The sequence below is a fragment of the Mesorhizobium sp. CO1-1-8 genome (assembly GCF_020164875.1).
In the GTDB taxonomy this organism is placed as follows: Bacteria; Pseudomonadota; Alphaproteobacteria; order Rhizobiales; family Rhizobiaceae; genus Mesorhizobium.
The window spans coordinates 490,479-516,836 of record NZ_JAIUGZ010000003.1; the positions used below are offsets into that span (position 1 = coordinate 490,479).

The following is a 26,358-nucleotide window of genomic DNA, read 5'->3' on the forward strand; positions in this document are numbered from 1 at the left end:
ACTGTTTAACTGAAGTGACCGGAACTGCGCAGTTTCGCGAGCAAGATTGTTGCCGTACCGCGATACTCGATCCGGGCATGCTCGCTTAGTGGCAATGATTCCCAGGCAGACAATTCTGTGACCAAGGTGCATGCCTCACCGTTGACCAAGGCGCATCTCATTTGGCCGCCCTTCTCGAGCACCACGATCGCCGCTTCCGCTGCACCATACCCGATCGCAGCCATTCTCCGAATGGCGGCGTCACCATCTATGCGGACATTGAATAGCACCGATCCTTCGGTTTTCTCCGCGGCGTCGATCACTCTGTCTGAAAATGGTTTCTGGATGCCGTCTGGATTGGCAATCGACTGCTCGAAGAGAACCATTTCAACGTGCCCGGCCACCATATCGGCGACAGTGCTCTGTCTGCCGCGATTGGCAATAGGCAAGATTCACTTACGCTGCTTAGCTCACAGAAACCGTGGGGGGGAACCGGTTAACGCCACCGGTTCACGCGATGAGTTCTCGGATCGACCGAGCAACAGGAAGGACCGCTTCGATTCGAACGCAACCTCCACTTTGAAGCGCTCAGAGGATCGAAGCGCATGGAGGATCGACCGGTCGACTGAAGTCTTTCCAATATTCCCCCAGCGCGGCTACGGCATCTCTGGGCCAATAGCGTAATGACGGTTTGGCGAGAGGGACGTTCGGCACGGCACGTGCCAACCTCGATAGTCTTCTCTGGTACCTCAGGATGGCGATCCAGTGCCAGTGTCAAGAGCGCAGCGTTCTCCCGATTCACTGATCGCAAAAGTCAGCGCCAGGGCAATCCTTGAGGTAGCCCACCACATCGCTTGCCAAATGCATGCGACCTAGACCGATTGGCTCGGCATGATATCCTCTATCCGGATCGGAAAGCGCCGCACGCGCACGCCTGTCGCGTGCCACACCGCGTTTGCGATTGCGCCGACGGTGCCGGTGAGACCAATCTCTCCAACACCCTTTATGCCCAGCTGATTGACGTAGAGGTCATCCTCCGGAATGAGGATGGCTTCCATCGGTGGGACGTCAGCATTGACCGGCACATGGTACTCCGCCAGATCGGCATTCATGATGCGTCCCGTTCGGGGGTCCATCACGGCCTCCTCCTGCAGTGCGAACGAAATGCCCCATATCATGCCGCCGAAATATTGGCTGCGCACAAGACGAGGATTGATGATACGACCGGCTGCAAAGGCGCCGACCAGTCGTGTCGCCCGAACCTGGCAGAGCTCCGGATCGACCTTGACCTCCGCAAACACGGCGCCATGCGCATACATCGCATGCGACGCCGCCACATCAGGATCGCGGGCGGCCTTGGCCGTGCCAACCAACTCCGTTCTTCCGGCGCGGGCGAGGATCTGCACAAAACTTTCGCCACGCTCCTTGTTGTCGCGGCGATGGAGCCGCCCGTCCTGCGCAACCACGCCGACATTGCCCGCGCCGAACAACGGAGAGTCAGGATGCCCCATCGCGAGTTCGGCAAGTCTGGCGATCGCGTCCTCACCGGCATTGTGCAGCGCCAGCCCGGCGCTGGCGGTGTGGCCAGAGGCGCCTGCAACGCCGCCGTCCGGCAGGTTCGACCGACCGGAAGAAAATTCAACCTGATCGGGGTTGAGCCCGAGTGCTTCCGCAGCGATCTGAGCCAGAGCCGTCCACGCGCCTTGTCCCATATCAACGCCGCCCGTTTCCACCAAGGCCGTTCCGTCGGCGCGCAAGGTTGCGCGCGCTTGAGCTGGAAAATGCGAACAATGAAAGACGGCCGTCCCCATGCCCCAGCCGACGAGGAAGCCGTTCTCGTCACGCATCTGGCGTGGTCCGAGCGGACGCTTCGACCAACCGAAACGCTCGGCGCCCGCGGCGTAGCATTCCCGCAGCGCCTTCGATGAAAAAGGTCGCCCGGTGCCGGGTTCGGTCTCGGCATAGTTCAACAGCCGGAATGCGAGCGGGTCCATGCCATGAGCTTGCGCCGCCTCGTCCATCGTGACTTCCAATGCCGCCGATCCCGGCGCCGCGCCAGGTGCCCGCATCGGCCCGGGCGTGCCGATGTCGAGACGCAGGCCTTCGTGCTCCGCAAGCAGCGCAGTGCTTGCATAAAGCGGCAGCGATGCATCCGATGTCGGTTCGATGAATTCGTCGAAACTGGAGGTGGTGACAAGCGTGTGGTGGTGAAGCGCGGTCAACTTTCCATTCCCATCGGTGCCGACACGCAGCTTCTGCCAACTGGCGCCGCGATGGCCGACCGGCCCGTACATCTGGGCCCGGGTCAGCACTAGTTTTACCGGCCGATGCAGCATGCGCGCGGCGAGAATGGCGAGGATTTGCGGTCCGTTGATCATCACCTTCGAGCCGAACCCCCCGCCAAGGAATGGCGAGCGGATCAACACATTCTCTGCCAAGATGCCGAAATAGGCCGCATAATATCTGGTGCTCAGCGCCAGCGCCTGATTTGGCATGTCCAGGGTTAGACTATCGCCGTCCCATTTGGCGACGATAGCATGAGGCTCCATCGCGTTGTGATACTGCGCCGAGGTCGCGAACTCCGCCTCCACTATATGGCTCGCCGCCGCGAAGCCTGCCTCGATGTTGCCGCGCTCCGTGCGGGCCGGTTCGCCGATGTCGACTGCCGAGGGTTTATAGCGCCCTCCATTTGCCGGCCCCGTGCGGGCCGCTTCCACGTAATATTGCGGCTTGAGCAGCGCGGCGCCCTCGGTGGCCGCTTCTAGCGTTTCGGCGACCACCAAGGCGATCGGCTGGTTGACGTAGCGGACCGTATCGTTCTGCAGCACTTCGACGCGGAAGCCGAAGGGCGGCATCTTCTCGTTGGGATCATGGGACAGCGGCGGTCGGTTCGCCGGCGTCAAAACCTCGACCACGCCGGGTTGCGCCTTGGCGGCTGTGACGTCGAGCGATATCACGCGCCCACGAGCGATCCGGCTGACCGCGGTCACGGCATAGAGCAAGCCTTCGGGATGGGTGTCTCCAGCGTATTGTGCACGGCCGGTGACCTTGAGCACGCCGTCGCGCCGCGTCAGCGGCTGACCGGACGTGGAGCCATGCCGGAGATGCCGCCGAAAGGGGGAAGCGGTCTCAGACATGATTTGCTCCGGCAAGGGTGGAAAACGGCGACGCCGGCAGCGCAGGCATGATGGCCGGGGTACCGTCCAGGGCAACGGATAGAGCGCGGCGTACGATGCGACGCGCCAGTTCGATCTTGAATGTGTTATCACCGGACGGCCGGGCCTCCGCGAGCGCGATATCAGCCGCCTTCGCGAAGGCCCCGGTTGTCGCCCTCCGGCCTCTTAGCCACGCTTCCGCGTCGCGGGCCCGCCATGGTTTGGCGGCAACACCGCCAAGCGCAAGGCGCGCCGAGTGGATCGTGTCGCCATCGATGTTCAGCGCAGCCGCTGCCGAAACAACGGCAAAGGCGTAGGACGTGCGCTCGCGCAACTTCAGGTATCGCGCATGGCCTGCGAAACCGGCGGCTTGCGCTGGAATCCTTAGCGCCACGATCATTTCACCGGGCAGCAGCGCCGTTTTCCGTTCCGGTGTCGACCCGGGAAGCATGTGCAGTGCTTCCACCGGAATTTCGCGAGGGCCGTGCGGGCCCAGCAACTCGACAATGGCGTCCAACGCCACCAGCGGCACGCAGAAATCCGACGGGTGGGTGGCGATACAATGTTCGCTCCAGCCAAGCACCGCGTGCAGCCGATTTTGCCCGTGCAAGGCATCGCAGCCTGATCCTGGCAGGCGCCGGTTGCAGGCGCTCTCAAGATCGTAGAAATAGGCGCAGCGTGTGTCCTGCATGAGGTTGCCTGCAACAGTCGCCGCGTTGCGAAGCTGCGCGGAAGCACCAGAAAGCAACGCCTCTGCGACCGACGGAAAAGTTCGCGCAAAGCGGCTCTCGTAGGCCAGGTCCGAGTTGCGCACCATCGCCCCGACGCGCACGTCACCGTCCGCAAGCCATTCGATGCGGTCCAGACCAGGCAGTCGGGTTACATCGATAATCCGTCCGGGCTGCGCCACTCCACATTTCATGAGGTCGAGCAGATTAGTGCCGGCTGCGAAGTAAACCGAACCCGGCTCTACCGCAGCGGCAATGGCCTCCGCCACGTTGGTTGCTCGAACATAGTCAAACCGGTTCATGCTGCGCCCGTCTGGCGGGCGCCGCCGTCGTCCTTCTCAGCCATCCTCTTCTGCGCTGCCAGCACAGCTTCGGTGATGCCCTGGTAAGCGCCGCATCGGCAGATGTTTCCGCTCATCAGTTCGCGGACGCGTTCGGGATCATCGCCGGCATGGCCCTCCGAGATGAGGCCAATCGCGCTCATGATCTGTCCGGGCGTACAGTAGCCGCACTGAAATCCATCCTGCGCGATGAAGGCGGCCTGTACGGGATGCAGCGTCTCCCCGTCGGCAAGCCCTTCGATGGAGTGGATTTCGGCGCCATCCAGGCTTGCGGCCAACGAGAGACAGGAATTGATACGCCGCCCGTCGACCAGAACGGTACACGCGCCGCACTGGCCGCGGTCACACCCCTTCTTGGTGCCGGTCAAGTGAAGCCGGTCGCGCAAGAGGTCAAGGAGCGTTACGCGGGGATCATCGAGCGCAATCGCGTGCTGGTAGCCGTTGATGACGAGGTTGATGGCGACTGACATGGATCCTGATCATGATGAAGATGACTTAAGAGTTTTTGTACCCTGTGCTGATCTGCTTGATTGGGTGAGTGTAAGCGGAATTCGCAACATGAGTTCCGGGCAGGAAAAGGCGGGGACGTCCGTGACGTATGTCGATGCAAATTGAAAGGCGTTGATTAGGTGAGGTGTGCTCCGGACCCTGTCAATAGGGTTTGAGGTCGAGAAGTAGCCGATGGGTGGAACGCGTGACGAATTCAGCCAAACGATCTCAGGCGAGCAACACAGGTTGGTGGAGAAGCGCGCCGAGGCGTAGCGCGTCTTTGGCTTCGACTTGCTGGACAGCGGAACAGAATGGCGAGGTCTCGGTCATTAACGAGCGCAACAGTCGCCATTCATCGACGGTGCGCATCAATTTGACCAGCTGGCGCTCTGTTGCGTTGGAGACTGTCTGCTGTGGCAATGAGCGCTCGCCCTTCATTCCAGGCGGGCTAAGCAGCGCTCTCACAAAAATTCACGTGTGCCATTCCCCTTACTGTCAAGGTGCTTGAATTGAAGTTGCTCGCCTAGGCGTCCTCCGGGTCAAGTTCTGACCAGGCGTCGGGCACCGCCTCGTCAAATATTGCCGACCAGTTCTTCGTGTCGTGACGTGGCTGAAGAGCTTTGGTTCTGCTGACGATCAAACCCTTCAATCTTCTCGCCGCCGAGTTGAATCGGGCCTCAACGGCCTCCACAGCCTGTTCGCCATGGACCCCTGCCTCCGGGCGGCGATTTGCCGGGAAGCGATCGGCCTCCGCCGCAGATTGACGAGCAGAAGCTGTGCCGGCCGTGCGAGCATTCTGATATGACGCGGTCGTCGCGGGAACGGGTGTCGACGGCAGGAATTCCATTGCTGGCACGAAAGGAATGTGACTGCGAGAGAAAAGCTCCGGGTCACGAAACCGCTTCACCGAAAAGAAGCGCAACTTGTCGGCAAGGATCGGGTTCTGCCCTTCGACGATCACAAGCATCTTGTCGGGCGGCAGCTGGCGAATTTCCTGCGGCATCATCAGATCCCGCTCCCTCAACTGCTCCACCTTGGTGCGCCGGGGAAGGCCCATCGGCTCGATCGTCCGGGACTCGGTCTTGTAGCGCAGTGTGCGTCGGCCAAGGCTCTTCGACACCGCCTCGGCGGTCGCTTGATCGTTCGCGCCGAGCACAAGTTGATAGCCGCAGTTTCCCATGAGGGATTGGCGCGCGGTTTCGCCATAAATCTCGTCGAGGTTCTTCAAGTCCTGGACGATGAAAGCCATTTTGATATTGTAGCCGGCGACGAAGGGCAGTCTGGCGGTGATCTCGCTCAGCTTCTTCAATTGCCTGAACTCATCCAAGAGGAAGTAGACCGGCAACGTTCGGCGCCCATGCTCCAGCAAGAGTATATCGAGGGCCTGCTGGACGAAGAGCGCCAGCAACGGCCTCAGCAGCGTGATGTCGGTGATGTTGGGCGCCAGATAGATCGAGATGGGTCGGTACTTCAGGGCACGCAGGTCCATGTCCGTGACGAAAGTGGCCGCCACCACGCGTTCGTTTCGGAAAGGTCGCAGCGCCTTCTGGACGTCGAGAAGCGCCGAGGCCGCGGCGCGCTCCGAAAGCGCGAGATAGGCATTGAAGCTCTCGACCGTGAAGCGCGAAAGATCGGGCTCCTTCTCCTTGATAAAACCCATCAGTGCCTGAAGGTTCGCGCTGCTGTTGAAGAATGCCGCCACTTCGCCGAGATTGCGTCGGCCGTGATAGAAGACACTCTCGTTGATGTAGCTGATCACCCCGGCCATGACCTGTTGGGCCGTCGCCTGCCAGATCGAATTTTCCGAATCGACGCTTTCGGGGACCAAGATTGCGGCAATGTTCTGGATGTCGGTGGTGCGGTCGCCGCGGTCAGGGCGGATGAAGTCCAGCGGATTGTAGCGGTGGGTCCGGTCGGATCCCGGGGCGAAAAGGAAGACCTGACTGCCCTTCGCCTTGCGGTAGCCGGCCGTGGACCGAAAAATCTCCCCCTTTAGATCGGTGACGATCAGCGAGCCTTCGTGGCTGAGAGCATTCGGAATGACGTAGCAGGCGCCTTTTCCGGAGCGTGTCGGCCCGATCACAAGATGATGCCGCTCGTCGTCGACGCGCAGAATCTGATGACCAAAAGACCCAAGGATATGTCCGCTACGGCGAAACCACTTTGCCCGGCGAAGCGATGCTGTATTTTGAAAGCGCGCATCGCCAAGCGGATTGGATGCCATCCGCAGACCGGCATAAGCGACAACGCCGGCGACGAGGAGCGCGGGCGCCGCGGCCCCCAGTGCCACCCGCTGCAGCGTGTGATTGCCGGCATAGACCGCGAGCTGTTGGAGAGGCACCCAAGGGTTTGTGGCCAGCGTCGCCTCTATGACACGAGCGTCACCGTAGAGAAGTTTTAGCGCCAGGCCATAACACAGGAGCCAGATGGCGAAGGCGATCGCCAGGCAGAATATGACGTAGATCACACGCAAGGAGCCTGTCATGACCCGACCATGCGTTCAAAGAAGATCTCGGAGACGCAGCGGCGGCCCCCCTCACGCCGAAGCTGGATGACAATCGGGATGACGCTGCGGATATAGGAGATTAAGTCCGCCTTCTGATATGCCGCCGAAAGTCCCGACTGCATCACCATCATGGCCAATTGCTCGTATGCGCCGAGCGGCGTGTCGGCGTGCACGGTCGTCATCGAACCTGGATGTCCGGTGTTGATGGCGCGAAGGAAGAAAAAGGCCTCCAGGCCCCTCACCTCACCGACGAACAGGCGGTCAGGACGCATGCGCAGTGAGGCCTCCAGCAAACTCTGGATCGTGACGCTGGCCGTACCCTGGTCGCCCTTTGAGGCCAAGAGATGCACCGCATTTGTCTGAGGCGGAAACAACTCTCTCGTGTCCTCCAAGGTGATGACGCGCTCGAGGGGGTCGACCGACTTGAGACAGGCGTTGAGGAAAGTCGTCTTGCCGCTAGAAGTGCCGCCGCTGATAAGGATCGAAACGCGATTGGTGATCGCGGATCGGAGGAAGCCATGGACATCGTTTGCATGGAGAAGCTTCGTCAGCTCCCGATCCACGTCGGTCGCGCCACCGATCGTCACAGAGACTTGGTCAAACGCACCTCTATCGCGATAGTCGTCGAGGCTGAAATCGCTGACGACCTGCTTGCGCAGCGAGATGGCGCCGCCGTCGGGAGCTGCCGGCGGCAGCACGATTTGGATGCGCTCGCCCGTGGGTAGCGCAGCGCTCAGGATCGGGTTGGCGGAACTGATGAACTGGTTCGTCGAGGCCGCCACGCGCTCGCCGATGTTGACGATCTCCGCCGTCGTCAGCTCAGGAGCCGAAAAGAACTCCATGTGCTCGTCGCCCAGCCGCTCGATATACACACGACCGGGACGATTGATCGAGACCTCTATGACACGCGGGTCAGCCAGAAACGGGTTCAGCGGCTCCAGCGCGCGGTAGAGAAAATAATGCCTGTGGTCGCGGGCGAAGTCAGTTGAGACCACGTTCATGCTTGATCTCCTTGAGCGCTTCGGAGAGCGGGTCGATGTAGAGCGCTGAGAAGTCGAGGTCCTGGCGCACGAAAACAAAGATACGCTCGCCTTGCGCGATGCTGATGGTTGGCGGGATCTTGAGGCTGTCGCCGAGCGCCTGATTGGCCATGTCGGAAAACGTCTGCGCCAATGTGGTGCGGGCGAGGTCCTCGGCGCGCTGACTGTCGTCGCCGCCAGCTGTCGCCGACTGGCTGTCGCCACCCGCCAGATAGCTGGCGCCGCCGCCGATGATGGACAGGAGAATGGCAGCGCCAAACCGCTCCTTGTATTTGTTGTCAACCTGACCGGTCAGGCCAGATCGGCCCAGGCTATCGGCTCCAACCGAATCGAGGCGAACGCTGACGCCGTCATCGCGCAACATTCGTGTCCAGATCACGAAGACACGCTTTTGACCCCGCACAATGTCTGACTGATATTCACCGATGAGGCGTGTGCCCGTCGGAATAAGAACGCGCCGACCATCGAAGGAATAAACGTCCTGAGAGACGACAGCGCTGATTTGGCCCGGCAGGTCACTTACGATTGCTGTTTCCAGGATCCCGGGTATCAAGGTCCCCTCCGGAACCAGTGCATCGATGCGATCGATCCTTCTTGCCTGTGCGGTTCGATCGCCGCGGCTGATCTCGGCCGCCAGGAACTTGCTGTTGCGATCCTCGCCCGCGACAGAGGCGCCCTGCCCATCCGCTGGTGTCGATCCGAGCTGCTCTTCGCTTGAACCTCCCTTGTTGTCGAACACGACCATGTTGGAGCGGTATCGTTTCGGGAATTCGTCCTTGGCTGGCGCGGACCCCAAATCGGCTTCCGGTGCCGCCGCGGGCGGAGGCGGAACGTTGAACTCAGTCGTGTCGGAATGCTCTTCCGCTTTTGCCGGCGGCGGAGGTGGCGGCGGGATTTGGAGAACTTCTGGTTCCGTCGGCTTTGGTTGCGTCACGCCGTCACGCACAAAGGACGGCGGCCGAAACGTCGTCGTTGAAAATTCCTCGTCGCCGGCCAACGGATCGCGTCGCTGCTGTCCGCCACCGGTGAAGACGAAATAAGCCGCGACGACGCCCGCGAGGACAAGGATCCCCCCGCCGAGCAACTGCTTGCGACGAACAGACCTGTCCGCGACAGCGGGCTCGTCGGCACTCGCCATGGCCTCGAGTTCGGGACTGCGCTGGATCAATTGCCGCTCCCCCTCCGCCTGGTTGCTTGAGGATCCTTGGCCGGGCCAAGGACTCCGGGATCGGGGGTGCCGAAATCGGGCTTCTTCAGATTGAAGATGCAGACCCATTGAGGGCCGTCGCGCAAGGTGAACTGCGTCGCCGTTCCATCGACGACAACATAGTCGCCTTCCCTGCGGAAATTCTCCAGCGTTTCGGAAAAGTCGGAATTGACCGCGAAGATCGCCGGCACGCGGCGTTCGAACTTGAAGAAGGTCTTGGCGCCGTCATCAAAAACCATCAGCGGCTTCAGCCCTGCGTCACCGGAGAAGGAATAGTCGATGTTGACGTTGGCCTTGTCGATGCCGGAAATATTCGGCCACGCGGCGCGCTGCTGGGCTTCGCTGCGCAAGGCGGTATCCAGATTTTTGTCGGGATAGACGAAGCGAATCCCGAAGACCTCTTTGGTCGCTTCCGGCTCGTTGTCGCGCAATTCCAGGTAGTAAATCCGCTTGTCCGTAACGACGTTCATGTTGGTGGTCACATTCCTGGCGGTCGGTTTCACGAACAGGATGTTGCCCTTTTCAGCCGGGACCACCTGCCAGCTGTCCGTGTCGCCGAGAGAAATCGTCTGGAACCTCTCGTCCTCATCGAAAATGATCATGGTCGAAATGCCATATGTAGCAGAGACTTGTACGACATTGTTCATTTGATAGATTACGCTGGTGACGCGCCGGTCGAGCGCCCCGCCCTTCGGCGTCTGAGCCGCCAGGGCGACCGAACCGAGCGCAATGAGATACAGCAAAGAGGCGAAGGCTCTTTTCCCCCTCATCACGGGCTCCCCGGCGTCACGGTTTCCTGGTCGCGTCGATAGTCGTAGACCTGGAAACCAAGCGGGTTTTCGAAGCGCCATTCGTTCTTGATGGGCGTGTCGGTGTACCGGAAGCGCACGACCGAGATCCAATGTCGGTCGATGACCTCGGTTTCGCTCTTCTCAGTGGTGGAAAAGCGTACGATCGCTGTCGAAGCGTTGGGAAAACTGACCGATTTGATCGCAACCGAAACGCTTTTCAGCTTGCCGTAGATCTTGGCGGGATTTTGCGGATTGGCGGCACTGTATAGGGCCTGCAGGTCGCGCGCGGCATTGCCGGTCGAAAGAAGTGCTGCGATGCCAAAATGCTCGTCAATCGCGTAAGGGTCGTAACCCTCGCGGTTGCGGATGTAGCGGACGACGTTGGCTTGTGTCACCGCCTCCTGCTCCGTCAGCTTAGCTGGCCGCGTCAATCCGGACTTCACCTCGGTATAGCCGGTGTTCATGTCGACCTCGACAAGGTAGGGTTCGAAGCTCTTCAGCGGCAGCATCAGCACGACGGCGAGGAGGCTGAGCACCGCGATCCCTGCAAATAGCATCGCGAAGAACCAAGCGACGCGACTGGAGCGCTTCGCCCGCTTGATGATCTCGATCTCCCAGATTTCTCCGTGCTGGAAGTAGGATGCCAGTCTGTCCTCGGGGCTCTCTGCCATGTGTTCCATCGGTTTGGCTTGGGGGGTCATCGGCGACGCTCAAGCGGATTGTTGCGGTGTTCCGTTGGCTGTGATGGCACGTTGCATGGTCTCGCGGGCCATGGAGCGGGCCGGGTGAAGCTGGGCCTGCACCCGCTGAACTGCAGCCTGCATCTGCCGCGACGACGTGCCGATCGCCATGCGTCCGAACAGGATGCCGCGGTCGGTGAAGGAACGTGACCGATTGCCGATCGGCATTGAGAAACCGCCGGCAATCCCCTGAGCCAGCGACTGAACCTGGACAAGGACGAACGAGCCAGCGAGGCAGAGCATTATGAACGCGGCGAAATCGCTGAGCTTCAGCTCGCGGTTTCCGGAGATATCGTTGATTTTGGTAAGCTCCGGCGCCATGGCCGCAATTAGAAAGGCGGCAATGACGTAGACGAACAGCGGGATCAGCGCATAGAGCAGGGACTGATTAAGCCAGCCCAACGCGTAATTGCGCGTCGGGTTGAAGAGCATGCAGGAGATGAAGATCGGCGCGGTGCCGAGCAGGACCCAAAGGATGACCTTTGCCAGCACCAGAATGCCGAGCGCGATGGCCACGAAAAGCCCGGCAAAGATCATGATCACGATGCCGATCAGTGCCGGCAGCACAGAGAAATAGCCGGCCTGCTCCGAAAACGTCGAGGCAGCCACGTTGGCTGTCTTCCAGATCTGCGAAAGCCCGTTGGTCGGCTCCGTGACCCCGGTTCCTGAGGCAGAGAGCACGGCGCGGCCGGCGGCTTCGGGCACTTTCGTCAGCCAGTCATAGACCAGCGCATCGAAATTGGACCAGGTCCTAACGAGGATGAATATCACGATGACGCGCATGAGTCGGCCGACGATCTCGGCCATGCCGAGCCGGGACGTTCCAAGGAAAAGCTGCATTCCGTAAAACAGCAAGACCAGGATGAAGAGCAACCGAAGCAGCGGATCGAGGTCCCTACCCAGCGCCTCAAACGCGCGCTCGGAGAAATTCTGTCCCGACGCGTCGATGCGTTGCAGTAGCTGTCCGACGAAATCGTCCACCGCCCCGACTACTCCGGTTTTTGTGCGAGGCCGCTGATCGCCGCAAGCACAGCTGTGCTGTCGGGATCGACCAGCCGCATTGCGCCGCACTCCTTGCCAGGATCGGCGACGTAGCCGGTCAGATCGGCCGGCCGCTTGCAGGGTGCGGACTTCTCCGCGGGTGTGGCACAGGCGGCGAGGAGGGATATCATCGCAGCAAAGCCCACGATCGTGAAAGGCCTGGTCCCGCTCATTCGTAGGTGAGCGCTTTTTTGGTATTGGAAATATCGGTCAGCTTGCGCTGGTTGTCCGCCTGCAGCGATTGCACCGCAGCGTTCATCGTCCCGATCATTTCGTTGAGGGTGAGGCCAGTCTGCACCTGGAGTTGCGTATTCTGGTCGATCGATCCCTTGATGTCCTTCGAGGTGCCGATCTCTTGTCCTGCGCTCTGCAGGGCAGACCGCCGGCTTTCAACCGCCTGCTGCGATCCGTTGACGAGCGCCGAGACACCGAGGACAGTTTTAACCAGTTCCTCGTATGATTTGTCGCTGGCAAGCGAACTATCTTCCTTGCCCGAGAGCGACTTCACCAGTTGCAGTCCATTCACGAACAGCGTCGCCGCCTTGGCGATCTGGGGCCCCATGGACCCGAAATTCGGCATTCCGCTCTGCAGAAGACCGTCAAAGGACGGGACCGACGTCACGCTGAACCCATTGCCGATGGCGATGTCCTTCAGCGAGCTGGTTTCGCTGCTGCGGTCGCCAGAGACCGCTTGCAGCGTTTTTTCGACCGTCGTCAGGATATCCTTGTTGGTGTCGAGAATCTTGGCGGTCTTTTCGGCCGTGTCCTTGGCGACAGCATAATTTGTCTTGTCGATGACCGGGATATCCGCGCGCGCCGTCGTCATGCCAATGGCCATGCCGCTGACCAAAAAGAGAATACGTTTCATCAAGGTCTCCCTATCATTGCGCAACAAGAAGCAGTTCGTCGTTCTGGTCGCGTCTGCGGGCGCAGTCCTTGGGGTCGCTGCCCGAAATCTGACCGGAACGGTCTTCGCAGAAGCCGTCGTTCGGTTGTGAGTCTTGCCCGCCCCCGCTCTGGTAGCGAGCCGAGCGATTGGCGCCCGACACGTCGCTTAGCGTGACACCGTTCCGACTATTGATAAGATCGGCCAGGCTGGCGGAGAGCGCGATCATGCGGTTCAGCATGTCGATGCTGGCGTTGCGAGCCCCGGAATTCTGATCCCAGCTTTCCTGCACGGTGCCGGTCGGAACGGAGCCAAATTGTTCGAACCAGGATGCGACGTCGCCCGACCCGTCGCCGGTGGCGCTGGTCAATGCAAGAGCCTTGATGGTGCTGGAGCGCATGCCTTCATAGGCCGTGCCCGTGCCGCCAAAGTTCAGCGGTATGCCCGACTTGTCCGATCCGCCGAAGGCCGGCAGCCATTTCTGCGTGATGTTGCGGACGTAGTCCTGGGTTTCGCGGAATGGCGGGATGCCGCCATAGCTCTCGACATTGCCCGAGCCCGAATTGTAGGCGGCAAGCGCCAGCGACACGTTGCCGTCGAAGCGACGCAGCTGCTGCTTGAAGTAGCGCGCGCCGCCGCGCAGGTTCTGCTCGATGTTGTAGGGATTGACGCCCAGGTCTGACGCAGTGCCCGGCATCAGCTGCGCAAGCCCTATCGCCCCGGCGCCGGATTTCGCGCAGGGATTGAACCGGCTTTCCTGGTAGACCAGCGCCAGGAACTGGTTCTCGTCCACTCCCTCCTCGCGCGCCACGTGCCGCACCAGGCCAGCGATCGAAGGGTTTGCATTGGCCGCGGCGACCGGGTCATCCTTGCGGCCCGGCCGGAAGACTGCGCAGGTGACGCTGGCGTTGTTCGTGTATCGGTCACGGTCGACTTTGTCGATCTCGGTGGTGCTATCGCTGCGCGACTGGGCCTCGTTCAGCACGGTTCCGTCAATGGTTGGAATATCAGCCGCGGCGGGCGTCGCCAGAAGCGCGACCATCACGGAGAAGCGCCGGATCATGGACCCCACCTCCATTCGCAGAATTCGGGCAGCCACGCCGCTGGATCCTCGCCAAGCCGGGCCCGCAGCACCGCGCAGGCCTCGATTGTGTCCTTGCGGCCCGACAGTACCTTGAGGATGTCAGGCATCGCCGACAGGTCCAGCCGGGCAATGACGGAATCAATGCCGTGCTTGATGAGGAAGCTCCGCCGTTCCGGCGGCGTGTTGCGGATAAAGGAGAACTCCTTTTGCGTCAGGCCAAAGCGGCGGATGTAGCTTTCCTCGTCGGCGCGGGGGTTTGGAAAGTGCAGGTTCGTTGCCGACTGCTCGATCAACGTGTGCGACTGAACCGACTTTGCAATGTCGGCGGCGGATTGGGTGCCAAATCCCACGATCCCGTTCAGCTTGCGGATCGTCTTCATCTTGTCGACTATGTAGCTGGAGAAGGCTTGATCCTGGAGCAGCTTCCAACCCTCATCCATGAAGATCAGGGCTGGATCGCCGGTGAGGAGCTCATCGATACGGTGGAAAAGATACATCAGCGCCGGGGTGCGGACCTCGGCATTGTCGAGAATGTGGGTCATGTCGAAGCCGAAGATGCGGCCGCCAGAAAATGAGAGCGCATCGTGCGGCGCGTTGAAGAGCCAGGCCTTCTCGCCATCGAACCACGGCCGCAAGCGTGACTGGAGGTCGTTGGCTTCAGAGCGCGAGCGGCCCATGAGAAGTCCCGACAGATTGGCAAGCGTACGCTGCTCGGTCGGCTCCTGGCAGATGCGGCCGATCGCGCGCTCCAGCGTATCGTCCTCTTGCTGGTGAAAGCCGCGGCCGTCGGCGGGCCGCAGCATGGCCTTCAAGAGACGCACCAGGAATTCCCGATTGGCGGGGGTGTTTTCCATATGCAGCGGATTGAAGCCCGTCGCTTGTCCCGGTCGCAGGACTTCGTAATTGCCGCCGATTGCCCGGATAAAGATCGAGGCGCCCTCGTCCTTGTCGAAGAAGACGGCGCGTGGCTCGGGCGAGACGCGGAACGCTTGCGCAAGCAGGAAGGTGAGCGCCACGGTTTTGCCGGAGCCTGTTGGCCCCGTCACCAGAAAATGCCCGACGTCGCGCTGATGGAAGTTAAACCAGTATGGCGTCTGCGACGTTGTCTCCAGGATCGAGATGGGCAGGGTCCAGTGCGCCCCCGACATCTGCCCCATCGCGAAATTGTGCATGGAGGAAAAGCCAGCGAAGTTGGCGCTGGACAGCATTGAGGAGCGCGCGATGTAGGCATGGTTGCCGGGAAGTTGCGCCCAAAAGGACGGCTCCATATTGAGGTCCTCGCGCAGCCAGTTGACGTTCATGTCGGTGAGGCAGGCGCCAAGTTCCGAAATCGCCTTGTCGAGCCCCGCCAGATCGCGCGACAGGCAGAGCAGGCTGAAATGGTGGTAGCCGAAGACGGCCTCCTGGTTGACCAGGCTGTTAAAGGCAAAGTCGATGTCTGTCTCGAGCGTACTGCCGGCCTCGTCGGAAGCGCGGATTTGCCGCTGCAGGCGCGAAATCCTCTCCTGCGCCACCGGCTTGTCGGCAAGTGTGAAGGACTGTGTGAGAATGAACTCGTGATTGACCTGGAGCAGGCCGTCGAGCATCCCCGGACCAGAGAACGGCGGATATTCCTTGATCGACAGCATCGCGCCGTAGCGTGTGTCGATCTCCGTCGAGCCCTGCGCCTGTAACGTCCGCCTCGAGAAGTGTAGCCGCGATGTCCCGACATAGCCGCGGATCGCCATGCGGGGGAGCCGCATCGGCCGCGACAGGCCGCAAGTCAGTATCTCGTTGAAGAACGCGCACGGTTCGGAATAGGGCTGACCGTCACGGTAGGCGATGCCGAGGACGCGCGCACCGTATCGCTTCAACTCGCGCGTGACATTGCCGACGACCTCCTCCAGCTCCTTGAGGCGCTCATAGGTGCGTCGTTGACGCACTTCTGGCGCTGCCGATCGGTCGAACAGTCTGGCTATCGTTTCGGCGCTCGCCAGCGGCCCTCGCACCCCAGCCCGCACGATCGTGAGGTAGAGTTCATTGGTGAACATGCGCCTCTCTCGAAGCGCGGCCATATAGCGTCGGTTGAGAAGATCGCAGAACGGGTCGGCAAACGATCCCCCCAGCTCTGGCGTGACCTGCCTGCGGATGACGGTCGACCAGAGCGAATAGCGGCTCGATCCGAGCGCCCGGATCAGGGTGTTGTGGACGCTCGCTCTCATATTGAGTTCGGCCTGGTCCTCGGTCTGGAAGAAAAGACCGTCGAGCTTGATCACGGCCAGCACGGCCCCGCTTTCGAGGCCGATGACGGTGTCCGACAGGTGACGCATATAGGGGACATGCGTCGCAATGAGCCGTTCGCGCCCGCGCGCGCGCCCAAAGCCCAGTTCGGCGGCAACAACGTTCTGCATGGTCATGGCCCGTAGGAGTTCGTGCGCCAGAAAAGCTTATTGGGAGTCCGCGGCGTGCGACGACCCGCGACCTGTGCAAGATCCAGGATACGGATGTCGCGGCTGGTCAGCGCGAAGAGCGCCAGATATGCGAGCGGCCCGATGCCAGCGGCCCAGAAGCTGTTCGTGACCAGGAACGCAATCAGGGTTGCGCCGATGATCAGATAAAAGGCGCTGAGCGGGATGCCCCACATCATTGGCGGTCGCGTCAGTCCAATCACCAATGGCGTCAGATGCGGCTTATCTTCGGAAAGCTCGTTCATGGCTCACTTGCCCACCGCCGAGATCATCTGGTCGACAATGGCCGGGGCGCCAAAAACGAGGCCGATGCCGATCACGACAGCGCCGGCGGTGAACCAGGAGAGCCGTCCCGCAAAGGCGAGAAAACCGAGCCCGATTACCGCGATGATCGCCAATAGCCGTCCAAACGGACCCGTTATGAAATCGACAATCATCTGTACCGCGGTCTCCAGGGGCGCGAACGCACCTGAAGTCTGTTGGGCCAAGGCCGGCTCGGCCGCCATAAAGGCCGCCGCGGCCACCAGCACGAGAAGGGTTGGTCGCTTCGCGCGCGATACGAAACTCACAGTCTGGTTCTTCATATCGGTCTCTCCATTCAAAATTGCATGACGCCGCCGACCCACTGACGCGACTTGCCGCTGGAGGGGGCTGCCGAGGTGGGATTGTCGTCTGTGGACTGGGATGTAGTTGCCTTGGGGCGGATCCCCCTGGTCACGGGAGCCGGCAAGCCGAGCTGGCGATTGATGACTTCGGAGACGAAGCGGACGGTCTCGGGAAACGGCGGGATGCCGCCATATTTGTGGACGTTGGCTTCCCCGGCGTTGTAAGCGGCCGCCACGACAAGCGGATTGCGATAGGTATCGAGCAGCGATCTGAGGAGACGCACGCCGCCGTCAATGTTCTGGGCGGGATCACAGACGTCGGTGACACCAAGAAAATCCGCGGTCGCGGGCATGAGCTGCATCGCTCCACGCGCGCCTTTGCCTGAATTGCGATCACGGTCGAGCCCGCTCTCGGCGGTTGCTATCGCGAGCGCAAACCGAGGCGCGACGCCATGGCGATGCGCCGCGTCGACGATCATCTGGGCGACCTCTGTCGCCGTCGCCGGCGAAGGGCCGCAGGGGGCTTGAGTTGGTCTATTTTTCAAGTCAACTTGACTTTGCTCGCCGAAGGGGCGCTGATCGGCTATCCCCATGCCCCAATTGACGACTCCGAACGAGTCGTTGGTCGGTTGGGCCCTCCCCTCTGGGCCGACCACAAACGCTCGGCCTTCGCCCCGCCAACGGTCTCGAAAGACTGAACCGATTTCTTGTGCAACGAGCTTAGAACCTGTGGCCGCCATCGGCGGAAGAATGATGGTCTTCTCGGTGGAGCTGCCTGCCCAAGACGCTGTGCAATTGAGGATCGCGATCGCGAGCAGCGACTGCCGTGCCAAGCGTTTTGCCATTGGGTGTATCGAGGGGGTGGCCATTGCACCTCATCCAGCTGAGACAGCACATTGAATGAGCGATCGGTACGCCAGATATAAAACAATGTCAATTTGGCTGTGATTTTTTTCTTGCAGCCGATGCGGGAAAGGATGCACATTGCAGTTCATGACCACACATTCGAGAGGACGGTTGGTATGAAACGCTGCGTCTGCGGCCTGGCTTTTTCTTTGGCAATGGCGATGCCAAGTCTTGCCGCAGGGCCTGTCGATCAAGCTTACATTCGCTCGCTTGCAGCCCCTGGAAAGACGGTGCTGGTCATCGAATATTACGATGGCAAGGGTGGTGTAGGCGACCGCAAGGGTTTCGCGTCAGCCCACGGTTTCCAGGCAGTCTCGCCAACCGATTTCCAAGTCAGCGACAAGATCACCGTGCACCTGTTCGGCGTCGAGCCTTGCGACGGATCAATGGTCAATCGCCGCGAGAATTTTTCAGGCAGCTGTGCCGACTATGCCGAGCAAGGCCTGAAGACGCTGCTCAAGGCGCCCAAGGTGATCTATTGCCGCGCCTTTGTCAGCGAAGCCAACGCACCGGTTCAGGACGCCACCTGCTACGGCTATTACAACTTCCCCGGAAGCCTGGACACGGTCGACATGTTCGAGGAGCAACTTGTTTCTCTTGGAGCGCATCGGATCGCGAAGAAGGCGGACGGCTCCCCCGCGCGCCCCGATCTCGTCCAAGCCGAAAAGATTGGCCGCGGCGGATACGGCATGTGGGCCGATCCCAGGATCAAAGCGCAGTGAAGGCCCTCGCAATCCTCATCGCCGTGTCCTTCTCGGCGCCTGCCGCCGCCGCTCCAGCGGGATATGTCGAACTGCGGCCGGGCTTGGCGCTTGAGAGCGGTGACAGCTGGACCGAGGCTGGAGCGAATTATCATCTTTACGGCGTCCAGGCCTGCCTTCGCGGCACGTTCTATACCGATCTGTCGGGCCATCGAGAAGACTGCGGCGACGCATCCCTGGCGGTCATCGCCGCATTCATTGCCGACACAAAGCCGGTCTGCACGCCGGTGGCAACGATCGGGAACGTCGTCCACGTCATCTGCTATGCCACAGTCGGAGAAGATCGAGTGGATCTTGGCAATCTGATGATCACCTCCGGTTATGCTTTCGCTGCCCTGCAGCCGAATGGCCTGCCCTATTGGCCCGCTTATGCCGTGGCGGAGCAGGTCGCTCGTGAAAAGCGGGCCGGCCTTTGGCGATTCGATGACGTTCAGCACCCGGCGATCCTGCTTGGCCGTGCTGCAAAGGCCCGGACAGGAAAATGAAGGTTCGAAGGCTCTATTTTTTCGTGGCGTTGGCGACCCTGGCCCTTCCCTCGCCCTGCAGGCCGGCCGACACCCTTGGTCCCGAAGCCGAAGCGTACGCACCGACAAGTCCTCCTCTCGCAAGGACCATCGTCGGCCGCGTGGCCGTTATCGACGGCAATACGCTGTGGTTCTCCCGGGCCGCCATGAAAGTTCGTCTCGCCGGCATCGACGTATGCGCCTTGCCGCAATGGGCCTTCGATCCAAAACGGTACGAAAAAAGCCCCGTATTGAAGCCCGTGCCCTGTGGAGCGCTTGCCAAGGCTTGGCTGAAGCGAACCACAGGCGACCAAGAGATCTCCTGCATGCCGGCGAAAATCGATTCGGACGGAGCATTCATTGGCTACTGTTTTGCGCGCGGCCGCGATATCGGCGCTGAAATGATTCGCTTCGGCTGGGCGCGCGTGGGCTACCCCTCCTTGCCAAGTTACGCATCATGGCAACGCCACGCAATGGCGGCCCGCAGCGGTATGTGGGCCGCCTACGTTCTCGACATGGGAGAGTGGCGCGCGAAAGCGATCGACCAAACGCTGCAGAGAAAGCCGATCGCCGACTTCAATCTGATGGCGGAACGAAGGCTCGAAATATCGCCCCCCTTCATCGACGCCCGCAGGCGGCCTGCTCAGGCAGACCGGTAGATCAATCATTCATAGTCGGAGGCAGAGTCATGCGGACAATCGCGTCTACAATAGCCGTCGCTGCAACGGTGCTCATTTCCTCGCAGCCCGGCATCCCTCGTGCGCGAGCTGGCGAATGGGGCTGCGAAGTTTTGCTTTGTGCATCGTCTTCGAACCCATCCTGGCACGCAGTTGCAGCCTGTCATCCCCCGATGGATCGGTTGATTGCAGCCATGAGCAGCTGGAACTTTTCCTGGCCGACCTGTCCCGAAGCCGGTACCGGCAAACCCGGATATGAACGGTACGCCGACTGCCCGTCCGGTTGGACGGTCGGCTATAGCCAGGTCGGTCAGGGAAGCCGAGGCGAGCCTGATCTCTGTACCAAAAAGAGCGGGGACTGCAGCGCGCACAATGGATGCAATGGTATCGTCTCAATGGCGCGGCCTTTGCGAGAGGACCCGTACTACTTTGATCTCTCAACTGGTGAGGGGTCGATAAGCCGGCACTGGTTCGACCTGCGACAATAGCCTGGACCCGGTAGCCGACCGTGGCCCACCGTTCAGCCTATCGCTGTAGGACATAGGCACTCTGGTCGCATGCGTGGCGTTGACAGCGCGGGTGGAGCAGAGGCAGGCGCGTGCTATTGCCGGAATGGTCGCTGAGAGGGCGCCCCGAGCGTCTTGGACAGCTGATCTCTAAAATCCTTGACGCTTTCGGTTGCAATCGAGACCTCGTCGAGGTGTAGTTTCTTCTGTCGCGCCATGGTGAGGGCGATAAGGTAGAGCGTCTTCTGAGACGCCTCCTCAGCACTGACGGCTTTCCGGGAAATCAGCCGGCGCCATGTGAAGCACTCAACGGGGTGCAGGACCAACAGTGCCGAGCGGACGGCAAAACCAGTCGGTGTCCAGACGCTCCTCTCCAGCGACTTGCCCAACAGCCGGCTTAGGACAACGTGTACTCGCCAATGCCAGCGGACGGCGTTTTGCATCGCGGTCGTTGACGCGGAAATTGTCCCGCCCGTTGTGCTCGACGCCGCACCAGGCTCCTTCGACCAAGGTGGCATGCTTGGCGGAGCCTGCGGAATATTTGTCGCGCCGGATTCACATCGGTTCTTGGATCGCGGAAACGTGCGCAATTTGCACTCCCGGACGCAGGCGTTGCGGGCGCCGCGGCATGAGTTCACTTGCACCAAGGATGTCGGGGATACAGCTCAGTGTCGAATGAAGAATAGGTAAATTTCTGAAAATCTAGATGAATATTGATAAATCTTTGCAAAGTTTCAGGAGTTTCGTGAACTAAGTTCACTCAGTCTAGAATCTCCTGAAAAAATCTAATTATAATGAACCAAGTTCATGTATTTCTAATTTAGCTAATTATGTTGTAAAAAAATTGAATGCGTTGAAGGCCAAGTTTGTGACTTTTAACAATTTACTCTGGCCAGTGTTCGGTTGTTGCGAGTTTGGTTTTTTCAACTGCCTGATTTTCCCTGTCTGGTTCTCGGGTCGATTAGGATCGCTCATTGTTGGGTGCGGGAGCTTCGGCACTCAGCGCTGGCTGTCCACTGTCGCCGCCCAGGCTCAGGAAGACCGCGTGCCAAAATTGATAGTCGCGCTTGCGACCGTCATAATGCGCGTTCAACGCACAGTACGCTGCTGCGGTTAATGCCCCGGAGCCGTAGAGATCAGTCGCGGCGCTGGCAGCAACTTGTGGATCAGCCATTTTCCAAAGGGAGATTTCGCTAATCGCACCGACATCACTCGGATAGAGCTTGGTTCTGCTCACAACAATTGCTCCCGCGGGCTGGACCAGCGAGGGCAGCATTATGCCGCCAGCCGGACGTTAAAACCCACGCGGAGTGAGCCACGATTAGGGCGAAGCGCCCAAGCAATGTCGTGTCGTCCCTGGCTGGCAGGAGCACAACATTATAGCGCAGATGCGCTGTCGCGTCAGTCGCCTTTGTGGCGCATACTGGGAAAGTTCCCTCGAGTGCCTCTGGTGCGACAAGCGCGATCGACTGGAAACGTCGGCTGCGACCCTCACTTCGACATAGGCTAGATGCCTATAAGCGCCCGCAACGTCTTCACGATTCGGTCCGAGAATAAATCGCAGACAGTGCCGAAGCGGAGAGCGCTGCCATCATGCGCTTGAGGAGTATTTATAGACCTGTCTTGCGGCAACCGGCGTTCGGGAGCAGCGACGCGGATGAATGGTTCGGAAGATCGGCGGGGGAACCGACCGCCTTGCCGAGACTGCGCTGGCCCAAAGCGATGCCCAGGCCACGTTCGCCGGCGGGCGCTGAAAGCCGATATCCGGGCCGCGATCGGGACCACACGTCCAGGGCGACGGGCATCATCGCACATCCGAAGAACGGCGGTACGATTGAGGAAGGCGGCGTATATGGCAAACCGCGCCTCGACCAGGACGTCCGGGGCTTTCATTACCGGCATCAGCTTGGCCGAGAATCCGGAATCTGTATAGCGGCACGCGCGAATGGCCTACGCGTCAGGGGATGGCTTCAAACGGGATTATTCACCTCGGCATCGATCGACCCGCGTCTCGGCACTTGACATGGCCTCAACGCGGGTCTAATCGGGTCCAGTCCAGACGGACACACCCGAAATCACCGGATCGAACATGGCCGTTCGGCCGGCAACCGAAGGAATATAGCATATGCGATCACCAAACGCATCAATCCGGAGAGCCCGCCGGGCAGCAAAGAGCATCGTCGGGGGAACCACGCTGCTGAGCGCGCTGACCAGTCCTCGCTACATCGCGCTCATGAAGACCGCCGTGGAAGAAGAAGTCCCGCCGGTCTCCATGATCAGCTCGCTCCTGACAGAAGAACTGGCAGCCGATGTGGACCTCAGGGCCGTGCCGGTGAAGCAGTTCATCGGCATGGCGGTTAAGGCCATCCTGGAGGCCGAAGGGTTCGAGGTCATGGAGACCGGCGTACGTATTGCAGGAGACCCGGTCTTTCGGTCCGGGGCAACCTATCAACCGGCCGCTGGTCCCGAGGAGCCCGACGATCTGCTGGCACGCTTCGTCGCCATGTTGAGTGTCGACGAATTGCACCAGGTTCAGCGGCTCGTCCTGGCTGCACTCTAAACAGGAGTAGTACCAGCCTGTTTGCGGACGGCGTCCTTCGGGGCGCCGTTTTGCGTCGTGCTGGGCCTTCTGTACCAGGATGCGCTTGACCCTCACCGAGGTTCAGCGCGTCCGATCGCTGGTCATAGAGTTGTGTCGCGTTTTGAAAAGCTCGGCTGGCGCTTGGCGCCAACCCCGCAGCGATGCTCACGTTCAAAGTATGGGTATCGGTGCGGGGATCGTCGGCTGCGATTGGAAAGCACTCCGTCTTTACCAGGCTTTGCAACACCGCAGGAAGCCAATTCTTGCCGTCCGCTCTTTTCTCAGCCTGAAGGACGCCTTCAGCTTTCGGGGCGCGCTCAACCGCTCGACGGCGTTGAGACTCGGGGCGATCAACAATGCCAACAGGTCAAAGCGCCGCCGCGAGGCCGGATCCGGGACCGACAGCTCTCGGCCAAGGGCGCCTTATGACGGCTTGGAGTGTGGCACGTCACAAGTTTTTAAGCAGCCAATTACGTGCCTTTTCGCTAAACCCGTGCCACGCTCCCTCGTGTGTGAGTTCCACGACAAGGAGCTCGTCGTTGTCGTCAACGAATGGAAGCAGGTCGTCCCTGACCAACTCGGCGGTGATGTCTGTTGCAACGATGAACGTAGAATCCAAATGTGCCCAATAGGTCGGATACTTTTCTTTGATGTGGTTGCGTAGTGCCGTATTTTTAGTGGAGTAGTTCGCACCCTCGCGGTTCAAGTCATAGCCAATTAGACAGCTCATCCGTTACCCTCTATTAAAAAATCAGACACTATGGCATGTCCATTCCCGCCATCGCCGTGGTAAGTAGATTACAAAGGAGGGCAGCCACATGTTCGGCCTGCGTCAGTTATCACACCTGCCGGTTCTCGCGAAGTCTTCTGCGGCACTGTCCATTGTGTTGATGCTGTTAGCCGGCGTGCGGGTCGCGCACGCCGATTTTGTCGGGAACCTCGTTTTGTTGCCCACGGGCTGCCAAAGCACCGGCCACTGCGAACTCGGTGCTGACTTCGGATTCATCGATCCCAAAGGTGTCGGCTGGCAGGCCGCCAAAGGCCTGATCACCGATGGCGCCAGCATTCCACCATGGGCACAGCCGATTGTCGGGAAGCCGTTCGATGAGAGTTTCGTCCAGGCGGCGATCATCCACGATCACTATTGCGACCGCCATGTCCGCTCTTGGCGGCAGACACATCGGGTCTTTTACGACGCCTTGCGCGCAAGCGCTGTCGGTTCTGAAAAGGCTGGCATCATGTATTTTGCCATCCTGGTCGGCGGTCCGAAATGGATCAAGCTCGTCAAGGGCAAGCCATGCGGGGTTGGACTGGGCTGCATCAACCAGGTCGGCGCCAGCCTGCAGCTGCCGGGTACTGGGCTCTCGGTAGACGAGAACGGCGGATTGATCGCGGTCCGCGGCGCGCAATATGGGACAGCCAAATTCGCCAAGACCATGGCCGATAATTTGCCTCAACTCGAGGCCCAGGGCGGATCACTGACCCCTGAGGTGGTCGAGCAGAAGGCCAGTCAGGCGATGGCCGACGACGTGTTCTTTGCCAATGGCGATGAGACTGGCACTACGTTGGATATCAAGGTCGACACGAAATAGGTGCCCGCAGCCCTCCCATTGTGATCGGCGGCTGCCAGGTAAGGGAGATGCGAATGCGCCGCTGGATTGTCGCGTTGGTGATGACGACTGCGTGGAGCCCCGCCTACGCGTGGGGTCCGGAAGGTCACGCGATCGTCGCCGAAATTGCTCAGCGGCGGCTGTCAGCCACGGCTCTTGCGGAGGTCAAGCGCATCCTTGGGGGCGAGGTCTCGATGGCGTCCGTGGCGAGCTGGGCGGACGACGTGCGCTACGCCCAGCATCCCGAGAGTTACAACTGGCATTTTGTCGACATCCCCCTTGCGGATGACAAGTACGACCCGGTTTCTGAATGTGCCGCAAATTCGGGGGGTGATTGCGCGGTCGCGGAGATCGACCGCGCCGAACATGAGATCACCTGTGCCGCAGAGCCTGGGACCAGGCGGGATAGTTTGCGCTACCTGATCCATATTGTCGGTGATCTGCATCAGCCGTTTCACACGGTGGCGGACAACACCGGGGAAAACACCTTGACCGTGACCGTCAAGTTCGGTGGCCTGATCAAAAGCCCGCCCAAGGTGCCGGCCGACAACCTCCACGCCGTATGGGATAGCACGATCATCAAGCAGACGACCTACGCCTGGGGATCGTATGTCGATCGCCTGGAGGGCGACTGGCTGCTCAAACACCCGGAGGCATCCCAGACACTCGATCCAACAGCCTGGGCCCTCGAAGCCCACACGCTGGCGCAGGAGATGGCTCGCCGGCCTGGTCGTCGGATCACCGCTTAACGATGATTACTACGCCAAGGCGCTCCCCGTCGTTGACGAACAACTCGGCCGGGCCGGCCTCCGGCTCGCGGCGGTACTCAATCGGTGGCTTGGCACGGCGCCGGCGTGTCCCCTGCCCTAGCGATTGGCTCCTGGACCTCCCCTATTTCTTAATCGCTTCGCAGCCGCGTTGCTTCGGCGGTGCACCGGTCCAGACATTGCCATCGCAGGCGCCGAGTTCTGCAACCGCAGCCAGGAACAGCAGGTTCTTTTTCTGGCTCCACGCATTACGGAATGTTCGACCAATCTCGGCCGCAAATTGCGGCGAGCTGGCCGCGGCGCTGCCGACGTCCCCGGCTCCGGCCTCGCTATATGCTTCGCGGGTGACCGAGGTCGGGCGGCCGTACAGGAACGCCTTGACCGCTGGCTCGAAGGCTGCCTTGACCGGTCCGCGTTGTCGACGGCGTGGGTTGTGTCTGGATAGCTGTCGGTGGTCACCGTCACCCCATCACGGAAGAGCAGGCAATAAGGATCGTTCGGGTATTTCCAGTCACCTTGGGCCGGCTCCACGACATAGCCTGCAACAGGGAACTGGGCGTTCGACGCGTACCACAAGCGCGAGGTCAGCCGCCCCGTGCAGGTCGTCAGGTCTTTCCGACCGGCATCGATGCAGGCGTTGACGACCCAGCTCGCAAGCTGCTTCGCAGTGGGGAACAGCAGGTAAGCTGTCGTGGTGACATTGTCGTCTGGGAACTGCGTGTCGGTGTAGGTGCAGGTCTGAACCGGCAAGCCCTTCCAGTCCGGGAGTTGTGTCAGGTCCGCATCGTGGCAGTCCTGTCGCATGTACTGCCCGTCGTGCCGTTTATCGCCGACGCGGGGCTCCAGCCAAGCCCTGACGCGTTCCTGCAGTTTGGCCGGAGACGCCCTTCCGTCCTTGGCCAAGGCGGCCGTGCCCAAACTGCATGCTATCAGCACACCTATGATAAGCCTTACTACTACTGGCACTCGTCATCCCCCGTATTCTGGCCAAGATCGCCGCACTGTCCA

Annotated in this window: 26 protein-coding genes; 6 read left to right on the forward strand and 20 right to left on the reverse strand. The window is 60.6% G+C overall.

Annotated elements, in window-relative coordinates; genetic code table 11:
* Positions 1-5: 5 nt before the first annotated feature.
* The 18 genes from LB558_RS08640 to LB558_RS08725 form a co-directional block, all read right to left on the reverse strand.
* Entirely contained in the window at positions 6-386 is a 381-nt protein-coding gene (locus LB558_RS08640; RefSeq protein ID WP_412033452.1) for a hypothetical protein, read from the reverse strand.
* A gap of 465 nt (positions 387-851) precedes the next feature.
* The gene (locus LB558_RS08645) at positions 852-3,116 is read right to left on the reverse strand and encodes a xanthine dehydrogenase family protein molybdopterin-binding subunit (RefSeq protein WP_224697159.1); all 2,265 of its coding nucleotides are present in this window, start codon (positions 3,114-3,116) and stop codon (positions 852-854) included.
* Positions 3,109-4,164, reverse strand: a complete 1,056-nt coding sequence (locus LB558_RS08650) for an FAD binding domain-containing protein (RefSeq protein ID WP_224697160.1) — start codon at positions 4,162-4,164, stop codon at positions 3,109-3,111. Before LB558_RS08650 ends, LB558_RS08645 begins: the two co-directional genes overlap by 8 nt.
* Positions 4,161-4,673, reverse strand: a complete 513-nt coding sequence (locus LB558_RS08655) for a (2Fe-2S)-binding protein (RefSeq protein WP_224697161.1) — start codon at positions 4,671-4,673, stop codon at positions 4,161-4,163. Before LB558_RS08655 ends, LB558_RS08650 begins: the two co-directional genes overlap by 4 nt.
* Positions 4,674-4,920: 247 nt before the next feature.
* Positions 4,921-5,130, reverse strand: a complete 210-nt coding sequence (locus LB558_RS08660; RefSeq protein ID WP_224697162.1) for a hypothetical protein — start codon at positions 5,128-5,130, stop codon at positions 4,921-4,923.
* Positions 5,131-5,215: 85 nt separating this feature from the next.
* The gene (locus LB558_RS08665; protein ID WP_224697163.1) at positions 5,216-7,177 is read right to left on the reverse strand and encodes a type IV secretory system conjugative DNA transfer family protein; all 1,962 of its coding nucleotides are present in this window, start codon (positions 7,175-7,177) and stop codon (positions 5,216-5,218) included.
* Positions 7,174-8,199: a P-type DNA transfer ATPase VirB11 gene (virB11, locus tag LB558_RS08670; RefSeq protein WP_224697164.1), complete on the reverse strand. Its 1,026-nt coding sequence runs from the start codon at positions 8,197-8,199 to the stop codon at positions 7,174-7,176. Before virB11 ends, LB558_RS08665 begins: the two co-directional genes overlap by 4 nt.
* Complete coding sequence (gene virB10 / locus LB558_RS08675) at positions 8,180-9,403, reverse strand: type IV secretion system protein VirB10 (RefSeq protein ID WP_224697223.1); 1,224 nt, start codon at positions 9,401-9,403, stop codon at positions 8,180-8,182. Before virB10 ends, virB11 begins: the two co-directional genes overlap by 20 nt.
* The gene (gene virB9 / locus LB558_RS08680; protein ID WP_224697165.1) at positions 9,403-10,215 is read right to left on the reverse strand and encodes a P-type conjugative transfer protein VirB9; all 813 of its coding nucleotides are present in this window, start codon (positions 10,213-10,215) and stop codon (positions 9,403-9,405) included. The genes virB10 and virB9 overlap by 1 nt, the downstream gene beginning before the upstream one ends.
* A complete protein-coding gene (locus tag LB558_RS08685; protein ID WP_224697166.1) occupies positions 10,215-10,907 on the reverse strand; it encodes a virB8 family protein in 693 nt (230 codons plus the stop codon). Before LB558_RS08685 ends, virB9 begins: the two co-directional genes overlap by 1 nt.
* 39 nt (positions 10,908-10,946) lie before the next feature.
* Positions 10,947-11,957 carry a type IV secretion system protein gene (locus tag LB558_RS08690; RefSeq protein WP_224697167.1) on the reverse strand — a complete coding sequence of 337 codons (1,011 nt, stop codon included), beginning with the start codon at positions 11,955-11,957 and terminating at the stop codon, positions 10,947-10,949.
* A gap of 8 nt (positions 11,958-11,965) precedes the next feature.
* Entirely contained in the window at positions 11,966-12,148 is a 183-nt protein-coding gene (locus tag LB558_RS08695) for a hypothetical protein (protein WP_224697168.1), read from the reverse strand.
* A 38-nt stretch (positions 12,149-12,186) separates the two neighbouring features.
* Positions 12,187-12,885 (reverse strand): type IV secretion system protein, encoded by a 699-nt coding sequence (locus tag LB558_RS08700; protein ID WP_224697169.1) that lies wholly within the window; start codon positions 12,883-12,885, stop codon positions 12,187-12,189.
* Positions 12,886-12,898: 13 nt separating this feature from the next.
* Complete coding sequence (locus LB558_RS33040) at positions 12,899-13,966, reverse strand: lytic transglycosylase domain-containing protein (RefSeq protein WP_318011624.1); 1,068 nt, start codon at positions 13,964-13,966, stop codon at positions 12,899-12,901.
* A complete protein-coding gene (locus LB558_RS08710; protein WP_224697224.1) occupies positions 13,963-16,377 on the reverse strand; it encodes a VirB4 family type IV secretion system protein in 2,415 nt (804 codons plus the stop codon). Before LB558_RS08710 ends, LB558_RS33040 begins: the two co-directional genes overlap by 4 nt.
* A gap of 2 nt (positions 16,378-16,379) precedes the next feature.
* A complete protein-coding gene (locus LB558_RS08715) occupies positions 16,380-16,679 on the reverse strand; it encodes a type IV secretion system protein VirB3 (protein ID WP_224697170.1) in 300 nt (99 codons plus the stop codon).
* Positions 16,680-16,682: 3 nt separating this feature from the next.
* Positions 16,683-17,018, reverse strand: coding sequence for a TrbC/VirB2 family protein (locus LB558_RS08720; protein ID WP_224697171.1), 336 nt, complete (start codon positions 17,016-17,018; stop codon positions 16,683-16,685).
* Positions 17,019-17,032: 14 nt separating this feature from the next.
* Entirely contained in the window at positions 17,033-17,884 is an 852-nt protein-coding gene (locus LB558_RS08725) for a lytic transglycosylase domain-containing protein (RefSeq protein ID WP_224697172.1), read from the reverse strand.
* A 177-nt stretch (positions 17,885-18,061) separates the two neighbouring features.
* On the opposite strand from LB558_RS08725, the gene LB558_RS08730 reads away from it, so the two are divergent.
* Genes LB558_RS08730 through LB558_RS08740 form a run of 3 tightly spaced genes read left to right on the forward strand, consistent with a single transcriptional unit; the run spans position 18,062 to position 19,868 of the window.
* A complete protein-coding gene (locus LB558_RS08730) occupies positions 18,062-18,667 on the forward strand; it encodes a hypothetical protein (RefSeq protein ID WP_224697225.1) in 606 nt (201 codons plus the stop codon).
* Positions 18,664-19,191 (forward strand): thermonuclease family protein, encoded by a 528-nt coding sequence (locus LB558_RS08735; RefSeq protein WP_224697173.1) that lies wholly within the window; start codon positions 18,664-18,666, stop codon positions 19,189-19,191. The genes LB558_RS08730 and LB558_RS08735 overlap by 4 nt, the downstream gene beginning before the upstream one ends.
* Entirely contained in the window at positions 19,188-19,868 is a 681-nt protein-coding gene (locus LB558_RS08740) for a thermonuclease family protein (RefSeq protein ID WP_224697174.1), read from the forward strand. Before LB558_RS08735 ends, LB558_RS08740 begins: the two co-directional genes overlap by 4 nt.
* Before the next feature lie 1,485 nt (positions 19,869-21,353).
* Here LB558_RS08740 and LB558_RS08745 read toward each other — a convergent pair.
* Positions 21,354-21,629, reverse strand: coding sequence for a hypothetical protein (locus LB558_RS08745; protein WP_224697175.1), 276 nt, complete (start codon positions 21,627-21,629; stop codon positions 21,354-21,356).
* 888 nt (positions 21,630-22,517) lie between these two features.
* On the opposite strand from LB558_RS08745, the gene LB558_RS08750 reads away from it, so the two are divergent.
* Positions 22,518-22,952, forward strand: a complete 435-nt coding sequence (locus tag LB558_RS08750) for a hypothetical protein (RefSeq protein WP_224697176.1) — start codon at positions 22,518-22,520, stop codon at positions 22,950-22,952.
* Positions 22,953-23,421: 469 nt separating this feature from the next.
* Here LB558_RS08750 and LB558_RS08755 read toward each other — a convergent pair whose 3' ends face one another.
* Positions 23,422-23,703, reverse strand: coding sequence for a hypothetical protein (locus LB558_RS08755; RefSeq protein WP_224697177.1), 282 nt, complete (start codon positions 23,701-23,703; stop codon positions 23,422-23,424).
* 88 nt (positions 23,704-23,791) lie between these two features.
* Here LB558_RS08755 and LB558_RS08760 point away from each other — a divergent pair, with 88 nt between their 5' ends.
* Complete coding sequence (locus LB558_RS08760) at positions 23,792-24,565, forward strand: DUF1353 domain-containing protein (RefSeq protein ID WP_224697178.1); 774 nt, start codon at positions 23,792-23,794, stop codon at positions 24,563-24,565.
* Between the two features lie 53 nt (positions 24,566-24,618).
* The gene (locus tag LB558_RS08765) at positions 24,619-25,332 is read left to right on the forward strand and encodes a S1/P1 nuclease (protein WP_224697179.1); all 714 of its coding nucleotides are present in this window, start codon (positions 24,619-24,621) and stop codon (positions 25,330-25,332) included.
* The last annotated feature ends 1,026 nt before the right edge of the window (positions 25,333-26,358 follow it).

Excerpts from the sequence above, each read along its gene's own strand:
- virB9 (WP_224697165.1), bottom strand. The coding sequence starts at position 10,215 with ATGAGGGGGAAAAGAGCCTTCGCCTCTTTGCTGTATCTCATTGCGCTC.
- LB558_RS08650 (WP_224697160.1), bottom strand. The coding sequence starts at position 4,164 with ATGAACCGGTTTGACTATGTTCGAGCAACCAACGTGGCGGAGGCCATT.
- LB558_RS08740 (WP_224697174.1), top strand. The coding sequence starts at position 19,188 with ATGAAGGTTCGAAGGCTCTATTTTTTCGTGGCGTTGGCGACCCTGGCC.
- LB558_RS08760 (WP_224697178.1), top strand. The coding sequence starts at position 23,792 with ATGTTCGGCCTGCGTCAGTTATCACACCTGCCGGTTCTCGCGAAGTCT.
- LB558_RS08765 (WP_224697179.1), top strand. The coding sequence starts at position 24,619 with ATGCGCCGCTGGATTGTCGCGTTGGTGATGACGACTGCGTGGAGCCCC.
- LB558_RS08695 (WP_224697168.1), bottom strand. The coding sequence starts at position 12,148 with ATGATATCCCTCCTCGCCGCCTGTGCCACACCCGCGGAGAAGTCCGCA.
- LB558_RS08730 (WP_224697225.1), top strand. The coding sequence starts at position 18,062 with ATGAAACGCTGCGTCTGCGGCCTGGCTTTTTCTTTGGCAATGGCGATG.
- LB558_RS08655 (WP_224697161.1), bottom strand. The coding sequence starts at position 4,673 with ATGTCAGTCGCCATCAACCTCGTCATCAACGGCTACCAGCACGCGATT.
- LB558_RS08685 (WP_224697166.1), bottom strand. The coding sequence starts at position 10,907 with ATGGCAGAGAGCCCCGAGGACAGACTGGCATCCTACTTCCAGCACGGA.
- LB558_RS08710 (WP_224697224.1), bottom strand. The coding sequence starts at position 16,377 with ATGCAGAACGTTGTTGCCGCCGAACTGGGCTTTGGGCGCGCGCGCGGG.
- LB558_RS08640 (WP_412033452.1), bottom strand. The coding sequence starts at position 386 with ATGGTGGCCGGGCACGTTGAAATGGTTCTCTTCGAGCAGTCGATTGCC.
- LB558_RS08755 (WP_224697177.1), bottom strand. The coding sequence starts at position 23,703 with ATGAGCTGTCTAATTGGCTATGACTTGAACCGCGAGGGTGCGAACTAC.
- LB558_RS08715 (WP_224697170.1), bottom strand. The coding sequence starts at position 16,679 with ATGAACGAGCTTTCCGAAGATAAGCCGCATCTGACGCCATTGGTGATT.
- LB558_RS08700 (WP_224697169.1), bottom strand. The coding sequence starts at position 12,885 with ATGAAACGTATTCTCTTTTTGGTCAGCGGCATGGCCATTGGCATGACG.
- LB558_RS08660 (WP_224697162.1), bottom strand. The coding sequence starts at position 5,130 with ATGAAGGGCGAGCGCTCATTGCCACAGCAGACAGTCTCCAACGCAACA.
- LB558_RS08645 (WP_224697159.1), bottom strand. The coding sequence starts at position 3,116 with ATGTCTGAGACCGCTTCCCCCTTTCGGCGGCATCTCCGGCATGGCTCC.
- LB558_RS08720 (WP_224697171.1), bottom strand. The coding sequence starts at position 17,018 with ATGAAGAACCAGACTGTGAGTTTCGTATCGCGCGCGAAGCGACCAACC.
- LB558_RS33040 (WP_318011624.1), bottom strand. The coding sequence starts at position 13,966 with ATGATCCGGCGCTTCTCCGTGATGGTCGCGCTTCTGGCGACGCCCGCC.
- LB558_RS08750 (WP_224697176.1), top strand. The coding sequence starts at position 22,518 with ATGCGATCACCAAACGCATCAATCCGGAGAGCCCGCCGGGCAGCAAAG.
- LB558_RS08725 (WP_224697172.1), bottom strand. The coding sequence starts at position 17,884 with ATGGCAAAACGCTTGGCACGGCAGTCGCTGCTCGCGATCGCGATCCTC.
- LB558_RS08665 (WP_224697163.1), bottom strand. The coding sequence starts at position 7,177 with ATGACAGGCTCCTTGCGTGTGATCTACGTCATATTCTGCCTGGCGATC.
- virB11 (WP_224697164.1), bottom strand. The coding sequence starts at position 8,199 with ATGAACGTGGTCTCAACTGACTTCGCCCGCGACCACAGGCATTATTTT.